Genomic DNA, 15,065 nt, shown 5'->3' with positions numbered 1-15,065 from the left:
GCACCCCTCAGCGGAACATCGTCACTGCGGCCTTGGCGAGGACCTTCGGATCCTTCTCGTAGTGATGCATCTTGGTGAGCTTGTCTTCCGGAATCCCCAGGAACTTGTAGACGGCCACCTGAGCGCAGCGCACCGAGTACTGCTCGGTGAACACCATGTCGAACGGCAACTCCGCGAACTGACTGATGAAGGCCAGATTCTTGGAGTGCTTCGGCACCACCAGCGGCCGGTCGCCGACGGCTCGCCGATTGAACAGCGCACTGGCGTAAGGCATGTGGCTGGGAATCGAATTCACGACGCTGTCCATAATCTCTTGTCGGCGCGCGGCGAGCGCACCGCTCTCGTCGAGTGCCTCGAGATGCCCGAGAGTCTCTTCCAGCATTTCCCGGCCGGTCATCTCGATGAACGGCTTCTTCACGTAGTCGCCGTCCTTGCGCGGGAACAAACAGTAACCCCAGAAGACTCCTTCGTTCTCCTTCTGCGCGTGGTAGTGCGGCTGATGGTGAACCACGATCGACAGAAGCACGTTCGAGTCCACGAACGTGTTGAGTGCATTTCCGGGGAGCTGCTTGGTGATTCGGGAAATCTCGTTGATGAGCTCATGTGACGAAGTGGTGACGGTGAAGCTGGTCCACTCACTCTGCGCCCGGTCCCCGAAGAACTTGTCGGGATTCCCGAGATCGTAGAAATGCTCGGTGGCCTGCTTCCACAGCAGCGCACTCGGTGCGTATCTCATGTCTTCGACGATCGGGGTGTCGAGATCGCCGATCGACGAACTGTCGGTGATGCTGCCGTTGGTGTCGAAGACGAAATCGCCTTCCGCCACGTCGATTCGGCCCTTCTCGCCGGTGCGGACGTTCTCGTAATCGAGTCCCGTCACGATGATCTCGTCTCGAAGCGGGGTGTCCTTGAACACGAACTCCGTGATCTTCAGTTCGTTGACGAACTTCACGCCCTTACCTTCGAGGAAGGTCCGCATCGGCAAGATGATGCTCTCGTACTGGTTGTACGGGGACCTGGTGACACCCGCAAGCGTCTGAATGCGGCTGAACTCGAGAATCATTCGGTTCATGTACCGGCGAAGCTCCATCGCCGAACTCACCCGCTTGAAAGCGAAAGTGGTCTCCCACATGTACCAGAAGTTGGTGGTGAAGAAGTGCGGAGTGTCCTCGAACCACTGCTCGATGCTGATGTCGTCGAGTTTTGCCTCGTCCGACTCCGGCATCGTCATCAGCTTCGTCAACAAGTACCGGTCCTTGTTGTCGAATTGCATGTGCTTGTAATCGTTCTCGCCCTTGTTGCGAATACCGTCTCGGTCGATCAACCGTGCGACGTCATGCGTGGGGTGCGCGTGGTCGAAGTCGAGAATGTCATCCGTCACCGACTTTCCCGGGTTGTCCAGCGACGGAACCGCACTCAATATGTCCCAGAGGTTCTCGTAGGTTTCCTCGTTGAGCATGCGGCCGCCGCGGTTGATGAAACCCGCGTCGTTACCGAGTTCGCGATGGCCGTACTGGTGCTGAAACGTAGCGGCGGATTCGCCGTCGTTCGCTCCGTGCATGTCCAGGCCCATGATGGTGATGTCCTCACCGTTCCACTCACCGTCTCGAATCAGATAGACGGCAGCCGAGAGGTTTCCGATGCCGGCACCGATCATGTAGGCCTTGTGAGACAGATTGGAAGACATTGGGTTTCGTTCCTTACTCGAGTCGCGGTACGGATACCTTCCAAGCATGGACCCGTTTGCCCGCAGGCGCATCACCCGAACCGGATGACGTCCGTCACGGTCGCTGAAGGCGCACCAGATCGAGCGCAAAACGCACGTAGTCACGTGCAATTTCCTCGGGCGTTTGCGGCCCACTCGGCCGATACCATTGCGCGACAGAGACACACATCACGACAATCGCACGCGCGGCCTGTCGCGGCCGATCCGTCTCGAACACACCGGCGGCGATTCCGTCGTCCACTTGCTTCGTCATCAACCATTGCTGGTAGTTGCGTGATTCCGTGATGCGCAACCTGTTCTCGGCTGTGAGACTGCGCATTTCACTGGCGCCGAGAAATCCTTGATCACGCCGATAGATATGGAACAAGGTCACACATTCGACAAGGAAAGCCAATCTTTCGTCGGGACTTTCGCCCTCTTCGATAGCCGCCAACGATCTCGTGTTGAGTTCAGCCATGGTGAGGTCGAGAATTTCGGCCAACATCTGTTGCTTACTGGAATAGTGGTGATACAGACCCGGAACACTCATCTGCGCACGTTTGGCGATCTCACGCATCGCAGCGCCGTGATATCCGGTCTTCACCATCTCCGCGAGCGCGGCAGCCAACACCGGATCGAACGAACTCGGACCGAACCTTCGCCACTCGTTCGGGCGAAAATGTGCGTCCGGGTCGGCGTCGTCGCCTCCCCATCGCGGCTGTTCCGGCGGACGCACTATCGCAGCCGGGAGCAGAGCGTCGAAACGCACTCCGAGAATCCCGCCGATTGCCGCCAACCGGTCGACGCTGACTCTGGTCTTTCCGGTCTCGACAGCGCTGAGGGTGGCCGGGCTGACATCGAGACGCCTGGCCAATTCACGCAGCGAGAGCCCGCTGTGACGCCGCGCTTGCCGGATCGACGCCCCGATCAGGACAGCATTCTCAAATTCGGTCACAGTGTTCAGTATTGCCGAACATAGGATTTCCAACAATGCGATGACCACGGAAATCTATGAACGTGTTGACTACTAGTTATCGGCCTGAACATGATGTGGATCACAAAGACCCAGGTCCGCCCGAGCGATCGTTCGGTGTCGGTAGCGAGAGGATCGAATCACCATGACCGAGGCGCCATATCTTGGAGAACTCCTGCGCGACGCACCCAGTAACTGGGGCAAGTGGGGAGAGTCCGACGAGGTCGGTTCACTGAACTACCTCGACGCCGGACAGGTGCTTCGCGGCGTCGGAACCATCAAGCAGGGTTCCGTGTTCACACTCCAACGTCTTATCGGCGATCCCAAGGGTGATCCGGTCTGGCCGGGACGGAGCCCCGCCGAGCGCACACAGATCTTCGACGAGAGCAGCTGGGACGGCGACGACGCCCCCAACTTCCCCGGCGGCCTGCATTACGCGGACGACAAGATCGACGCGTTCCTGCAGGGCTCGACGCAGTACGACGCACTCGGCCACGTCTGGTACGACGGCGCCCTGTGGAACGGATACTCGGCTGATACCACTGTCGGCGGCCTGGAGAAGGCCAGCGTCGAACCGATTGCCGACCGCGGCGTCGTCGGACGCGCAGTACTTCTCGACATGGCGAAGTTCCGCGGCAAGGAAAACCTCGACAAGGCCGAAACCTTCACGCACCATGATCTTTTGGCCTGTGCCGAAGCGCAGGGCGTCACCATCGAGAAGCGTGACATTCTCGTCATCCGCACCAACTTCCTCAAGCTGTTCTTCGACCAGGGCGAAGCCTTCTACGAGGGCTTCTGCGAGCCCGGCTTGATCTACAGCCCCGAACTCGTCCAGTGGTTCCAGGACATGGAGATTCCGAACCTCGTCACCGACACCATTGCCAACGAGGTCACCACCGACCCCGAAAACGGTGTGGCACTGGTTCTCCACAACGCATTGATGCGCAACCTCGGTGTGGTGTTCACCGAGATCTGCGATCTGGAGAAGCTGGCCGCGGACTGCGCGTCCGACGGCCAGTACACGTTCTTGTACGTCGCCGCACCGCTCAAGGTTGCCAAGGCCAGCGGCTCTCCCGTGAATCCGGTTGCCATCAAATGACATACGAAGATCGCCCTTGGTTGGCGTTGTACCGCAACGACGTTCCCCCCGACATCGACGTCGAACAGCCCACAATGCTCGAAATGTTGGCGGCGACGGTTCGCTCTGATCCGGACGCCACGGCTGTGAAGTACTTCGACGGTCAACTCAGTTTCGCCGAACTGGATCAGCAGAGTGACGCCCTGGCCCGCGCACTACGAGCAGGTGGTCTGACGAAGGGAGACCGTGTCGCACTCTTCCTGCAGAACGTTCCGCAATTCGTGCTCGCCCTCGCCGGAATCTGGAAAGCCGGCGGCGTCGCAGTCTCGATCAATCCCATGAGCCGTGAACGAGAACTGGGATACCAACTCGAAGATTCCGGAGCAGCGGTTCTGATCGCTCTCGAGGGGCTCTACGAGTCCGTCGGCCGCAACGTCGTCTCCGACTCGCCGGTCAGGCGAGTCATCACCACCTCGGAACTCGAGTACCAAAGCCGCAACGATCCACGGGTTTTCGACGGAATCGTGAAGAAGGATCTCGGTACCGACGATCTCGCGACGCTGATCGACCAGCATCGTCTCGGCGATCCGATCACTACCGACGCTGCACCGGAAGACATTGCGGTACTGACCTATACGTCGGGGACCACAGGTCCGCCCAAGGGAGCGATGACCTCTCACGCGAACATGACCTTCAACGCCCAGGTCTACCGTGACTGGCTGGGGCTCACCCCGAAAGACACGGTTCTCGGCGTCGCACCGCTCTTCCACATCACGGGGTTGATCGGTCACATCGCGGTGTCCGTCTTGGCGAGAATGCCGCTGGTGCTTGCCTACCGCTTCCAGCCCGAGGTGATGCTCGACGCGATTCGTGAGCACCGCCCGACATTCACAGTCGGCGCCATCACTGCGTTCACCGCACTGCTCAACACTCCGGGTTGCGCGCCCGAAGACTTCACCTCCATGCGGTTGCTGTATTCCGGCGGCGCACCCATCTCGCCGACAGCCGCCGAGGCAGTCCGCGCCATGACCGGTACTGCGCTGCACAACATCTACGGGCTGACCGAGACCACGTCGCCCACTCACGCCGTTCCCGTCGGGGCAGATACCCCCGTCGACCCCACGTCCGGGGCACTGTCCGTCGGCGTTCCGGTACCCAACACCGTGGTCCGCATCGAAGACGAGGGCGGTGCGGTCCTGCCGATCGGAGAGATCGGCGAATTGGTCGTCCGTGGTCCACAGGTGGTGCGCGGTTACTGGAACAAGCCGGAGGAGAGTGCGTCGGCCATTCGCGACGGGTGGTTCCACACCGGCGACGTCGGTTTCATGGACGAAGCCGGCTGGTTCTACGTCGTCGACCGTAAGAAGGACATGATCATCGCGTCCGGCTACAAGGTGTGGCCACGCGAGGTCGAGGACGTTCTTGCCGAGCACCCCGCAGTCCGTGAGGCGGCAGTCGTCGGGATCGCCGACGAATACCGCGGTGAGACGGTGAAGGCGTTTGTCAGCCTCGTCGCGGGGGCGTCCGTCACCCCGGAAGACCTGATCGATCACTGCAAGCAGCGGATGGCGGCGTACAAGTACCCACGCTCCGTGGTGCTGGTGGAGGAACTGCCCAAGACCGTCACGGGCAAGATCTTGCGACGGGAGCTGCGCACGACCTCCTGATCACAGGGCAGCGGGCGGACTTCACGGTCCGCCTGCTGTCTGATCGCGCACAGTTTTAGGTCGACCACGCAATCGGGGTAATGGAACAGTAATATGTGCTGAGTACCCACGGACAAACGGGAGACATCAGTGAGCAAGTTCGGACGTAAGAAGCAGCCCACGCCCAAGAGCTACCAGTGGCTGGCCATGACCCTCATCGCGTTGTCGCTCTCCGTGTCGATCGGGATTGCCGCCAAACCCTCCTGAGCTCCGCGAATCCGAAACTTGTAACCCCGCGTCCATCTGCACATGGGCAAATAGGTGCAATTCGGACGCTTAGCTGTTCTAACTTTCCTTCCGTCGTGTCACCTCGGCACCGACGGAGAGGATCAACTCACCATGCGAAGCTCACGCTTCGGCGTGCTGGCCGCTGCCGGCGCTCTCGGACTCGTGCTTGTCACCAGCAGCGTTCAGTCGATCGCCACGGCGTCACCGTTCGGTTCGCTCGACGCCGGTTCGAGTTCCGGTTCGACAGAGATACCGACCGTCAGCGACGGCGGCTTCACGTCCAAGACGCCCTACACTCCCGGCCAGCGCATCGCCGACTATCAGGTGCCGCCGACCGGATACATCCCGGTGTACACGGAAAGCGTTGCGCGCCATGGTTCCAGAGCACTGTCGAGCCTGAAGTACGACGACCTGAGCCTACAGCTGTGGGAAATCGCCGAAGCCGAGAACGCATTGACTCCCGTCGGCAAGGAATTCGGCCCGGCGCTTCGTGATCTCATGGCAGCCAACAAGAAGCTCGGGTACGGCAACCTCAGCGGACTCGGGGTCACCGAACATCGGCAGCTCGGAGCGCGCGTCACCGAGCGTCTCCCTCAATTGTTCGACGCCATCGCAGCGCAACAGGGCACCATTACTTTGACTTCGTCGGGCGTCGACCGTGCCGTGGACAGCGCCGAGAACTTCGCTCAGGGCCTGACCGGTGCGTTTCCGGCCGTCGCCGGCGATGTTGCGCCGGTGACCACGGATGCCGACCTTCTCTACTTCCACGACTCGGATGCAAACGCCGACTACAAGGACTACGAAGAGTCCGATCCTCGACTGAAAGCCGTCGACGACCAGATCGCCGATCTTCCCCGCACCCGCGAGGTCTCGCGGCACATGATGCTCAGGCTCTACTCGGAGGACTTCGTGAACCGGCTGAGTGCGGGCGAGTTCTCACTCGTCGACCGTGGCAAGGGTTCCAGCACGATCGACAACGAGGTCGACGCCGCGTACATGCTGTACAACACGTACATCATCACTCCGGGCATGGCCGAAGAAGGCAAGTGGAATTTCGAGCGGTTCATCGACTCCGACGACGCTCAGTGGCTCGCGTACACGAACGACGCCGAGGACTTCTACGCCAAGGGCCCTGGCTTCACCGGTGAAGACGTCACCTACCGGATGGCAACCGTCCTGCGCGACGAGTTCGTGCGCGGCTTGCAGGAACACACCGGCGACGCCACCGTACCGGGAGCAGACTTCCGGTTTGCACACGCAGAAACGATCATCCCCTTCGCTGCGCTCCTGAAACTGCCGGGGAGCACCGTCTCGCAGGCCGAGGGCGATCTCTACACCTACGCGAACAACCCCTGGAGCGGAGCGAATGTCAGCCCGATGGCCGCCAACGTGCAGTGGGACGTCTACGCCGGACCGGACGGTGATCGGCTGGTCCGAATGCTCTACAACGAGCGCGAGACAGCATTTGCTGCCCCGTGCGCTCCGGTGAGCGCCGGGAGTTTCTTCTACACGCCGGACGAACTGGCCCGCTGCCTACCGGAGATTTCACCGGCCGCCTGAGGTCCGGCAACTCGGGATCCAGCCAGCGGTCGACGAGGGCGCGCCCATGCCTGGTGCAACGCCAGCATGCGCGCCTTCTCGTCGTCTTCCATCAACAAGGCGTCGCAGATACGTACGATGACCGGAGCCGAAACACCAACGGACGTACCCTGTTCCAGCCGCTGATAGTGATTGAAACTGATGTCGGCAATCTGCGCGACATCACGCCGACTGAGGCCGTGCATGCGGCGAGCACCCTCGCAGCGCATGCCGACCTTTTCGGGCGCAAGACTGTTTCGTTTCTCGACGAGCATCTGGCTCATCAACTGACGCGCGCTCGACCCGTTCACGTCGCCACCTTTTCCATCCCTGAAATATGCTTTCAACTAACACGTTTCAGAATATGGGATGGGACGGACACGGCGGTATCTCCGAGATGACAGATAATCACGCGATACCGCCAACCCTGTGCCCGTTCAGGCTGTGACGATCAGGCTGCGACGATCAGGCTATGAACCTGCCGATCGTCGGATTCGACTGGCAGATGGGACTACTGCCCCAATTGATCGAACCGAACGCCGTCGCAACGACATTGCCGACGCCGGTGTTCACCGTGGCAGAGAGATACGGGTACGCCCCTACCAGGTCCACGATTCCGGACTTACCCGTGTCTGTGTTGACCCACGCAACGGTCACCTGACCCGCCGCCGGGATGGGCGCAGCTGCCGGGAACGAATCGAAGCGAATATCACCCTTGGCGATGGGCGGATTGGACTCTGGTCCGGACTGGCCGGTGAGCCCGGTCAACGAGGCCAGTGACCCCTGATTCGGGCACCCGATGGTGACGGCGGCGCCGCCGAAAGGGTGGGGCGGATCAGCCGAGGCGACTCCGGCGAACATGACGCTCGCGGCAATCGGTAATCCGATGGCCGCAAAAACCCCGGCCGTGCGTGTGACGCTCATAGCTGCTCCTCGGGTCGACAACACTTTCCGGATACCCCTGGTACAACGCCCGAAACGATGGAAAGTCGACTATTCACACCCCTAGACAACGCGTGTTGTCAGAACTACAGTCGGTGGTGCAGCTCACACCTACCTCTGCAGCGCGCAGACCAGTCCCAGGGAGTGTTCAGATGAAGCGCTACGACCTCCGCAGTCGCACGGATCGACTCGATCCCGAAACCGATTACGAAGAGATGTCGCGCATTCTCGCGGCGCAAGAGTTTCCCTGGGACATCAATCAGGCGCTCAGCTTCGCCCTCTTTCGCACGTATGCGGTTCCCTCGATCGGCAAGCTCCTCTTCTCGACGGGCGAGTTCACCGACAAGGTTCAAAAGCGCTACGACGACACCAGCCTGATCCTCGACGCCATCCTCGAGCACGGCCTCAGCAGCACGGAAGGCCGCAAGAGCGTCCGTCGCATGAATCAGATGCACGGTTCTTACGACATCTCCAACGACGACATGCTCTACGTTCTGGCCACCTTTGTCGTCACGCCGGTCAGATGGCTCGACGAGTACGGCTGGCGGAAGATGACCGACAACGAGATCGTCGGGTCGACGAACTATTACCGCCACCTGGGTCGGTACATGAACATCAAGGACACTCCTGACACCTACGAGGGGTTCGTCAAACTTCTCGACGACTATGAGCGCGAACACTTTTCATTCGACTCCGGAGCGCGGGCCGTCGCTGATTCCACCCTCGACCTGATGTGCACCTTCCCGCCCAACAACCTGGCGCCGAAGGCTCTGGTCAAGGGATTCGCCTTCGCCCTCATGGACGATCACCTACTCGACGCCTTCCACTACAAGCACCCGAGCACCGCGATGCGCGTCGTCTCGCGCGGTGCGCTGAAGGTCCGTGCGCGTCTGCTGCGCTTCTTCCCGGTGCGTACGAAGCGGAAATTCGCCCGCGAGCTGCCCAACATCCGCAGCTACCCGAACGGTTACAAGGTCGAAGACCTCGGCACCTTCCCCACGGGATGCCCGGTCAAGCACCTGCAGGCAGACCAGCAGGCCCAAGCGTAGACGCGTTGGGATACTTGCACGGTGGCGCAACTCTGGATGCTCGAGGATCTCGAACCGTGGCGCGACACCCCCATGCCTGGCGATACTTGCGAACCGACGACCTACTGGGCCAGTCCCGAAATGTTGGACCTTCCTGCCGAGGTGTGCTGCGAAATCGATGCACGCATCGCGACCGTGACAATCGACGGCCGCACTGAGCACATAGCCCATCTCGGACACGGATTTACGACACTGATCGGCGACGATGTCGGAAGCGTCGGCGAGGTGCGGTTGAGAGGTTGCCTGGTGTGGGATCGCTACCTCTGGACGCAATACCGCACTCAGCCCACCGGGCGCGTACGGGTGAAAGCGCGGCCCGGCCACCTCGTGCGACACGAAACACTCTTGACGACAATTCATTCCGGTCTCTTCAACGTCGTCTTCGACGGGCCGACGGTGTACTGCGAGACGGGTCAGGTCCCCACAAATTTCGGCGTCCGCTGGAACACGCTGGTAGTCGAACTCGAGACTTGGCCGTGATCGGTCGTCAGTGCCAATACGGCGGAACGATATCCGGGTCGTCGAGGACGGCATCGATCCGCGAATCGGCCACAATTCGAATAATCGCTTCCTCAGGGGCGGCGATGATCGCGAAATGTGGGTCGACATCATTGGTTATGCACCATGCATGATCCGCCGGCCAGATGAAGGCCGGATCAGGGGAAGAACCCCACGGCCAACGAGCTGAGTTCTCCACGCTCCAATCGGCGTAGTCGGCAAGCGTTCCACGGAAGAGCCAGTAGTCACGATTGGGGATCTCGAACCGCGGAACGTCATCACCGACTGCCGACCCCCACCCGGTCCACATGCAGAAATAGCACTCGTCGGGTGTGGTTGTGTAAGTGGACAACACATCCAGGGCGAAGCCGATCAGCACTTTCTCTTCCGGCCCGGTTTGATCGAAATCGACATCATTGAATTTCTGACCGGGAAAGCTCGGATCTGGGATGAACCGCAGGCGCGCATACTTCGGAAATCCGATCGGGCCGCGCCCAGCCAACTGATACCAAGGCAAATCCTGATCGACCAGCCAATCGGTAGCCGTCAGATCGGTGCACAGTGTCAGGCCCGTGCTGGGCTGATCCGTATTTCTCATGCCGGCGCTTGGGAGGAGTCGCGACCAGTACGACGCAGGGTGATCAATTCATGGTTTGTCTCGGCGTCGTGTCGGCGCCCCTCTTCTTCGAACTCCATCAGCGCATAGAACCTGCGGGCGCGATCGTTGAGGGTGTAAACCTCGAGTGTCACCTCGCCGTGCATGGTTGTGGCGTGTTCGACCAACGCCCGACCGACACCCAACCCTTGCGACGCCGGCGCGACGAACAGTCCGCCGATCTCGGAGCCGATCATTCCCAACAGGCCAACAACTTCGGAGTTGTGCTCAGCCACCCAATTATCGGCCTGGATCAGATAGACCTCACGCATCTTCTGCTCCCGATCGCCCGTTCCCTCACCCGTAAGGAACGGATGGGCTTCACGGGCAGCGCGCGACCACAGGTCGACGACCACATCCTCATCCGAGGGTAGGTAGCGGCGAATGATCAGATCCTGGTTCACAATCCGACCATACCCTCCGGCATCAGAGAGATAGCCGGCGCTGAAAGTGACCAATTCTCGGTTCAACGCACGACGGCCTCGACGTAAACCAGTGGCAACAATTCCATTCGTTGCCACCCCACAATTACTGCCTTGTGCAAGGGTGATCCGATGACTGACGGTGATCCGACAACTGAGCGTGGAAGTCCGGCATCCTGGTGGAAGGTGACAGCGATTGTCACCGCAGTACTTGTCGCTCTCACATGCGGCGTCATCGTGTGGTCCTTCATGCCGCCGGTTGTGTACTTTCCATTCTTTGCGCTCGCCGCCTCGGTATTACTCGGTGTGGGTGGAGTGTGGTTGATACTCAGCCTGATTGGTTGGATGAAGTACAAAACGCTCCGGTTGAGCACGATCGCGCCGGTGATAGTCCTCGTCACCGGCGCGCTCGTGACCTTGTCCGTCCCTTCGCGTGTTGCGTTTGCATTGTCGAAAGATTCGCTCGAAGCAGTGGCCGCGGATTGCCAGAAGTCGTTGGACAACCAAACAATTGGCGTCTACCGGGTCCTGCAGGTCTGGCCCGTCGGCAACGGGTGCCGCTTCCACATCGAGGGCGGTCTGATCGATTCGATCGGATTGGCGTACTTACCCGACGGCGCACCATATCTCGGCAAGCCCCGCCGCGACGGCGAGATCGGATACCAGGAGTTCGACGGCGACTGGTACTCGTTCGTTCAAGCGTTTTAGCGGCGCGCAACTAGTCGACGAGCTTGGCCTTCAGAAGTGCGATCGTGTCCGCAGTGAGTCCGAGACCTTCGGTGAGATAACCGTCGACGGTTCCGTAATCGCTGACTATCTGCGCGAGTCCAGCTTCCAGGTACGACGCATCGACACCGAGGGCCGGCTCGAGATTGGTCGCTACCTGCGGGCTCAGAGCCTGAGAGATCTGCGCAAGGATCTTCTCGTTGGTCGCCTGAAGGTAGGTGTTGCTCAACAGATAGTCGTCCATGATCGTCTGGGCGGGGACACCAGCGATGGTCTGCAGCAACATCGCGGTCCAACCCGTGCGGTCCTTGCCTGAAGTGCAATGGAACAACTGCACCCCGTCACCAGCAGCGATGTCCGAGAGAACCTGCTTGAAGCCGGCACGGCGCACGGGATCGGTGACAAAACTACGGTTGGTGTCGACCAAGAACTGCTTGGCCTCTTCCGGCGACTTGATCGTTGTGGCGAGCTGAGTGAGATCCTTGAACTCGATGGGGATGTTCGTGTACGTCACACCGTCCGGGAGCTTGTCCGCGCCACCGATGAACGGGTTGGAGATCTCGGTTGAACCGCGCAGGTCATAGGCGTCGGCAAGTCCGAGGCCGGTGAGCGTCGCCTTGTCTGCGTCGCTGGTCGCGGTCAGCGCATTGGACCGGTAGATGACGCCGCGCTTGAGGTGCGAGCCGTCGACGGTGGCGTATCCCCTACCGTCATTGCCGGCGACGTCGCGAAAGTTGGCCACGGAGGCCAAGTTCGGTGTCGGCGCGAGCACAGGATCGAGCGAGCCGAGATCGACCGATCCCGTGTTGAGAGAGCCCAAGTCGAGCGGGATGGCCGTGGCGGGAGCGGCAAACAACAGGCCTCCGGTGACAACAAGTGCGGCGGCCTTCGCAGTGCGAGCGAACAACATTCGTGAGCGTGTGGACATGTGGCAGTGTCTCTCTCTGTGGTTTGGGATTTGCGGTTTGGTGAGCTGGAGTTACGGTGCGACGTCACCGATTCCGGTGAACCCGTATCGCTGATGGGGTCCGATGACTGCTACTTCGAACAGGCCTGTCCCGGTGCGAGTTACGCCGTCTTCTACAAGGATGAACCGGGCCAAGTTGTCGACCGGGCACAGCATCTTCTTCCACGGTTCGATGTCCGAAACCTTCTCTCGCAGGCCCTGAACCACCAGTTCTCCCTGCCACATCCCGTGGCGCCAATCCTGCTCGAGTCCGTAGCCCGTACCGACACCGATGTAGTTGGGCAGAATCGGTTCGCAGGTTATCTCCAGGATGTGGTCGGATTCTCCTGGTGCACCGGGACGCCGGAAGTACAGAGTTCCGCTCTTCACCTCGCGGGTGCCGGAAATGAAGGTGAGCTGGTGGTCCGGTCGACCCAACCACTCCGACTCCCGCGAGCGGTCCGCCCAGACGCGCGTCGCATCCTCCAGAATGCGGCGTCCCTGCTGATCTTCTTGAACGACCGTGACGACGGTGAAGTCCCCGAATTGCATGATCGAGTAGATCCAGAAGAAGTTCTGACTGCCGGCGATCGACGGATCCGCCTTGCGTCCAGGAGGTTCCGCCTCGCCGACTGGTCGAACACCCCAGGATCGATCGCGATTACCCCGCCACGTCTCCGGGGTGACCGGGATGACGTCGCCGTCGACGGTCAGGGATCCGGACCATGTTCCGGTCTGCACGAATCGTTGCGTGTCGAAGGTGACTCGTTCGAGCTGGCGATGGAAATGTCTGGCCTCGAGATTGGCGGGGCCGTCGGACTCGAAGGTGAGGTCGAAGCTCAGGTCCGGCGCTTCGGGACTCGGGTCCAACACCACCCGCAGACGGTGCAGACCCTCGATGATCTCGATCCTCAACGGGCCTACTGAAAGGTCCATACGATCGTCACCCAAGGCGCGGGATGCCCGGAAGACGATATGGTCGTCGCCGCGCCGAAGAACCGCAAAGCCGTCGCACACAACAAGATTGGGGTACTGACCGAGACCGATGATGAGAAACAGCGGCTCGCTGTCGCCGTCGACGCCAGCATGGCAGTTGAAGTAGTAACGGTCGTAGAAGTTTCGATCCGAGGTGCCCACGTGGCGGATGGTCTCGGCGATCTGATGTACCGGGTAGTCGTCGAGCGGGGACAGTGTCATCGTGCATCTCCTGTTGCGGCCGACGCTGTTGTGAGCGTGGCTGTAGCGAGCGATTCCCAATAGGTGCCGTCGAGCATGGCTTCGAGTGTCTTGTGGTGCAGGATCATCTCGTCCGGGTTGGCGGGGAATTCCGCCTGACCGAAAGCCACTGCGCGACTTTGGACTCGGAACATGATCACCGCATGCCGCAACGCGGCGTACACGATGTAGAAATCTAGATCCGCAACCTGGTGGCCGGAAAGCGAGCCGTAGGCCTCTGCCACGTCCTCGCGACGAAGGAAATCCGGCATTCCGGGGAGTCCGGCCATGGCAGCGAGATCCTCGAAGAACCTGTGCTGGAAGATCATCCAGCCGAGGTCCAGCTCACGCGGCCCCAGTGTGGCCATCTCCCAGTCGAGGACCGCCGCCGGTTCGAAGTCGCGGTAGATGACGTTTCCGATCCGCGAGTCACCCCAGCAGAGCACTGCGGAACCGGCATCGGCGGGAAAATTCGCTTCGATCCAGTCGAAGCCGCGCTCGATCAACGGAGATCCCGGTCCGTCGGCTGTTGCCCACTCGTAGTAGCGTCGCTGGTCCTCGATGTGCGAGCGAAGTGCTTCTGCCCCAGTCGGTTCGGCACCATCGCGGCACAACTCGGGGAGAGCGAGGTGTGGATCGGCCATAGCGTGCAACTCCGCCAGCACTCGGACCGAGGACTGCTGGAGCCGAGAACAGTCGGCCGCTGAAGCCTCCGAGAGCCAGGATCCGAACGTGTACGGCATGACGTCTGGCGGGATTTCGCCGTCGCGCCGTTCCATCACGAAGAACTCGCCGCCGAGCGCGTCCGGGTTGCTCTCGGACCAGTACACGCGCGGGATCGGCACCGACGTATGAGCTGCGACGGCGCTCATGACCCGAAACTGCTGGTCCAGGTTGTACGACGGGAAGATCGGCACCGCACTGTCTCGCGGGGCGATGCGGGCGACCAGGCGATGCTCGGCTCGAACCCCGTCCTCGATCCACGTCGCATCGAACAGCACGGTCTCGTTGGACATGCCGTTCGCAGCTGGCACCTCGACCGAGGTCACGGAAGGTTTCGAGCCTCGCCACAGCACGCTCGCGAGCCAGCCTTCGAGGCTGCGTCGCATCTCTGACGGGTCATTGCGGGATTCGCCGGGCCTGGCGAATTCGGCGTAGTCGGGATCTCCGCCTGAGGTTTCTGTTTCGGTTCGAAGGTTCATCACCACTCCTCGTGGTTCGGTGGCGCCGATGCGCACGTGCCGATAGTCGATACAATATGTATCGACTAAAGCCGTGACAGAATGTAACGGCCATCACAGCGAT

15 protein-coding genes are annotated in these 15,065 nt (G+C 60.8%); 6 read left to right on the top strand and 9 right to left on the bottom strand.

The genetic code is table 11. The features are described 5' to 3' along the window. Positions 1-7: 7 nt before the first annotated feature. Together GJB56_RS22795 and GJB56_RS22790 are read right to left on the bottom strand one after the other, a co-directional pair. A complete protein-coding gene (locus tag GJB56_RS22795; RefSeq protein ID WP_021332662.1) occupies positions 8-1,687 on the bottom strand; it encodes an oleate hydratase in 1,680 nt (559 codons plus the stop codon). 94 nt (positions 1,688-1,781) lie between these two features. Further along, a complete protein-coding gene (locus tag GJB56_RS22790; protein WP_029254130.1) occupies positions 1,782-2,708 on the bottom strand; it encodes a TetR family transcriptional regulator in 927 nt (308 codons plus the stop codon). 115 nt (positions 2,709-2,823) lie between these two features. On the opposite strand from GJB56_RS22790, the gene GJB56_RS22785 reads away from it, so the two are divergent. From GJB56_RS22785 to GJB56_RS22775, 3 genes are all read left to right on the top strand, one after another. After that, entirely contained in the window at positions 2,824-3,777 is a 954-nt protein-coding gene (locus tag GJB56_RS22785; protein WP_003943547.1) for a cyclase family protein, read from the top strand. Continuing rightward, a complete protein-coding gene (locus GJB56_RS22780) occupies positions 3,774-5,423 on the top strand; it encodes a class I adenylate-forming enzyme family protein (RefSeq protein ID WP_113683409.1) in 1,650 nt (549 codons plus the stop codon). Before GJB56_RS22785 ends, GJB56_RS22780 begins: the two co-directional genes overlap by 4 nt. A gap of 378 nt (positions 5,424-5,801) precedes the next feature. Next, positions 5,802-7,250, top strand: coding sequence for a histidine-type phosphatase (locus GJB56_RS22775; protein ID WP_113683408.1), 1,449 nt, complete (start codon positions 5,802-5,804; stop codon positions 7,248-7,250). Here the strand turns inward: GJB56_RS22775 and GJB56_RS22770 are convergent. Together GJB56_RS22770 and GJB56_RS22765 are read right to left on the bottom strand one after the other, a co-directional pair. Continuing rightward, entirely contained in the window at positions 7,196-7,579 is a 384-nt protein-coding gene (locus GJB56_RS22770) for a helix-turn-helix domain-containing protein (RefSeq protein ID WP_070796722.1), read from the bottom strand. The two genes, GJB56_RS22775 and GJB56_RS22770, sit on opposite strands and share 55 nt — an antisense overlap. A 154-nt stretch (positions 7,580-7,733) precedes the next feature. Further along, positions 7,734-8,192, bottom strand: coding sequence for a hypothetical protein (locus GJB56_RS22765; protein WP_019746277.1), 459 nt, complete (start codon positions 8,190-8,192; stop codon positions 7,734-7,736). 170 nt (positions 8,193-8,362) lie between these two features. Here GJB56_RS22765 and GJB56_RS22760 point away from each other — a divergent pair, with 170 nt between their 5' ends. Together GJB56_RS22760 and GJB56_RS22755 are read left to right on the top strand one after the other, a co-directional pair. Then, positions 8,363-9,259 (top strand): oxygenase MpaB family protein, encoded by an 897-nt coding sequence (locus tag GJB56_RS22760; protein ID WP_021342356.1) that lies wholly within the window; start codon positions 8,363-8,365, stop codon positions 9,257-9,259. Between the two features lie 21 nt (positions 9,260-9,280). Then, positions 9,281-9,778, top strand: coding sequence for a hypothetical protein (locus tag GJB56_RS22755; protein WP_047889329.1), 498 nt, complete (start codon positions 9,281-9,283; stop codon positions 9,776-9,778). A 7-nt stretch (positions 9,779-9,785) separates the two neighbouring features. Here the strand turns inward: GJB56_RS22755 and GJB56_RS22750 are convergent, their stop codons facing one another. Both GJB56_RS22750 and GJB56_RS22745 read right to left on the bottom strand, forming a co-directional pair. Continuing rightward, the gene (locus GJB56_RS22750; protein WP_113683407.1) at positions 9,786-10,394 is read right to left on the bottom strand and encodes a hypothetical protein; all 609 of its coding nucleotides are present in this window, start codon (positions 10,392-10,394) and stop codon (positions 9,786-9,788) included. After that, positions 10,391-10,855, bottom strand: coding sequence for a GNAT family N-acetyltransferase (locus GJB56_RS22745; protein ID WP_113683406.1), 465 nt, complete (start codon positions 10,853-10,855; stop codon positions 10,391-10,393). The genes GJB56_RS22750 and GJB56_RS22745 overlap by 4 nt, the downstream gene beginning before the upstream one ends. A 150-nt stretch (positions 10,856-11,005) precedes the next feature. Between GJB56_RS22745 and GJB56_RS22740 the strand changes: the two genes are divergently transcribed. After that, complete coding sequence (locus GJB56_RS22740) at positions 11,006-11,581, top strand: hypothetical protein (protein ID WP_230091051.1); 576 nt, start codon at positions 11,006-11,008, stop codon at positions 11,579-11,581. 10 nt (positions 11,582-11,591) lie between these two features. On the opposite strand, the gene GJB56_RS22735 is transcribed toward GJB56_RS22740, so the two are convergent. Genes GJB56_RS22735 through GJB56_RS22725 form a run of 3 tightly spaced genes read right to left on the bottom strand, consistent with a single transcriptional unit; the run spans position 11,592 to position 14,962 of the window. After that, the gene (locus tag GJB56_RS22735) at positions 11,592-12,527 is read right to left on the bottom strand and encodes a tyrosine-protein phosphatase (protein ID WP_113683405.1); all 936 of its coding nucleotides are present in this window, start codon (positions 12,525-12,527) and stop codon (positions 11,592-11,594) included. A gap of 51 nt (positions 12,528-12,578) precedes the next feature. Continuing rightward, positions 12,579-13,742 (bottom strand): hypothetical protein, encoded by a 1,164-nt coding sequence (locus GJB56_RS22730; RefSeq protein WP_113683404.1) that lies wholly within the window; start codon positions 13,740-13,742, stop codon positions 12,579-12,581. Beyond that, positions 13,739-14,962: a phosphotransferase family protein gene (locus GJB56_RS22725; protein WP_113683550.1), complete on the bottom strand. Its 1,224-nt coding sequence runs from the start codon at positions 14,960-14,962 to the stop codon at positions 13,739-13,741. Before GJB56_RS22725 ends, GJB56_RS22730 begins: the two co-directional genes overlap by 4 nt. Between the last annotated feature and the right edge of the window lie 103 nt (positions 14,963-15,065).

Source organism: Rhodococcus sp. AQ5-07 (assembly GCF_009707305.1).
Classification (GTDB): Bacteria; Actinomycetota; Actinomycetes; order Mycobacteriales; family Mycobacteriaceae; genus Rhodococcus_F; species Rhodococcus_F erythropolis.
This window is presented reverse-complemented; position numbering and strand designations above follow the sequence as displayed.

Bases quoted from the DNA above. Each gene is read 5' to 3' on its own strand.
- GJB56_RS22795 (WP_021332662.1), bottom strand. From the start codon at position 1,687: ATGTCTTCCAATCTGTCTCACAAGGCCTACATGATCGGTGCCGGCATC.
- GJB56_RS22785 (WP_003943547.1), top strand. From the start codon at position 2,824: ATGACCGAGGCGCCATATCTTGGAGAACTCCTGCGCGACGCACCCAGT.
- GJB56_RS22780 (WP_113683409.1), top strand. From the start codon at position 3,774: ATGACATACGAAGATCGCCCTTGGTTGGCGTTGTACCGCAACGACGTT.
- GJB56_RS22775 (WP_113683408.1), top strand. From the start codon at position 5,802: ATGCGAAGCTCACGCTTCGGCGTGCTGGCCGCTGCCGGCGCTCTCGGA.
- GJB56_RS22765 (WP_019746277.1), bottom strand. From the start codon at position 8,192: ATGAGCGTCACACGCACGGCCGGGGTTTTTGCGGCCATCGGATTACCG.
- GJB56_RS22760 (WP_021342356.1), top strand. From the start codon at position 8,363: ATGAAGCGCTACGACCTCCGCAGTCGCACGGATCGACTCGATCCCGAA.
- GJB56_RS22750 (WP_113683407.1), bottom strand. From the start codon at position 10,394: ATGAGAAATACGGATCAGCCCAGCACGGGCCTGACACTGTGCACCGAT.
- GJB56_RS22740 (WP_230091051.1), top strand. From the start codon at position 11,006: ATGACTGACGGTGATCCGACAACTGAGCGTGGAAGTCCGGCATCCTGG.
- GJB56_RS22735 (WP_113683405.1), bottom strand. From the start codon at position 12,527: ATGTCCACACGCTCACGAATGTTGTTCGCTCGCACTGCGAAGGCCGCC.
- GJB56_RS22730 (WP_113683404.1), bottom strand. From the start codon at position 13,742: ATGACACTGTCCCCGCTCGACGACTACCCGGTACATCAGATCGCCGAG.
- GJB56_RS22725 (WP_113683550.1), bottom strand. From the start codon at position 14,962: ATGAACCTTCGAACCGAAACAGAAACCTCAGGCGGAGATCCCGACTAC.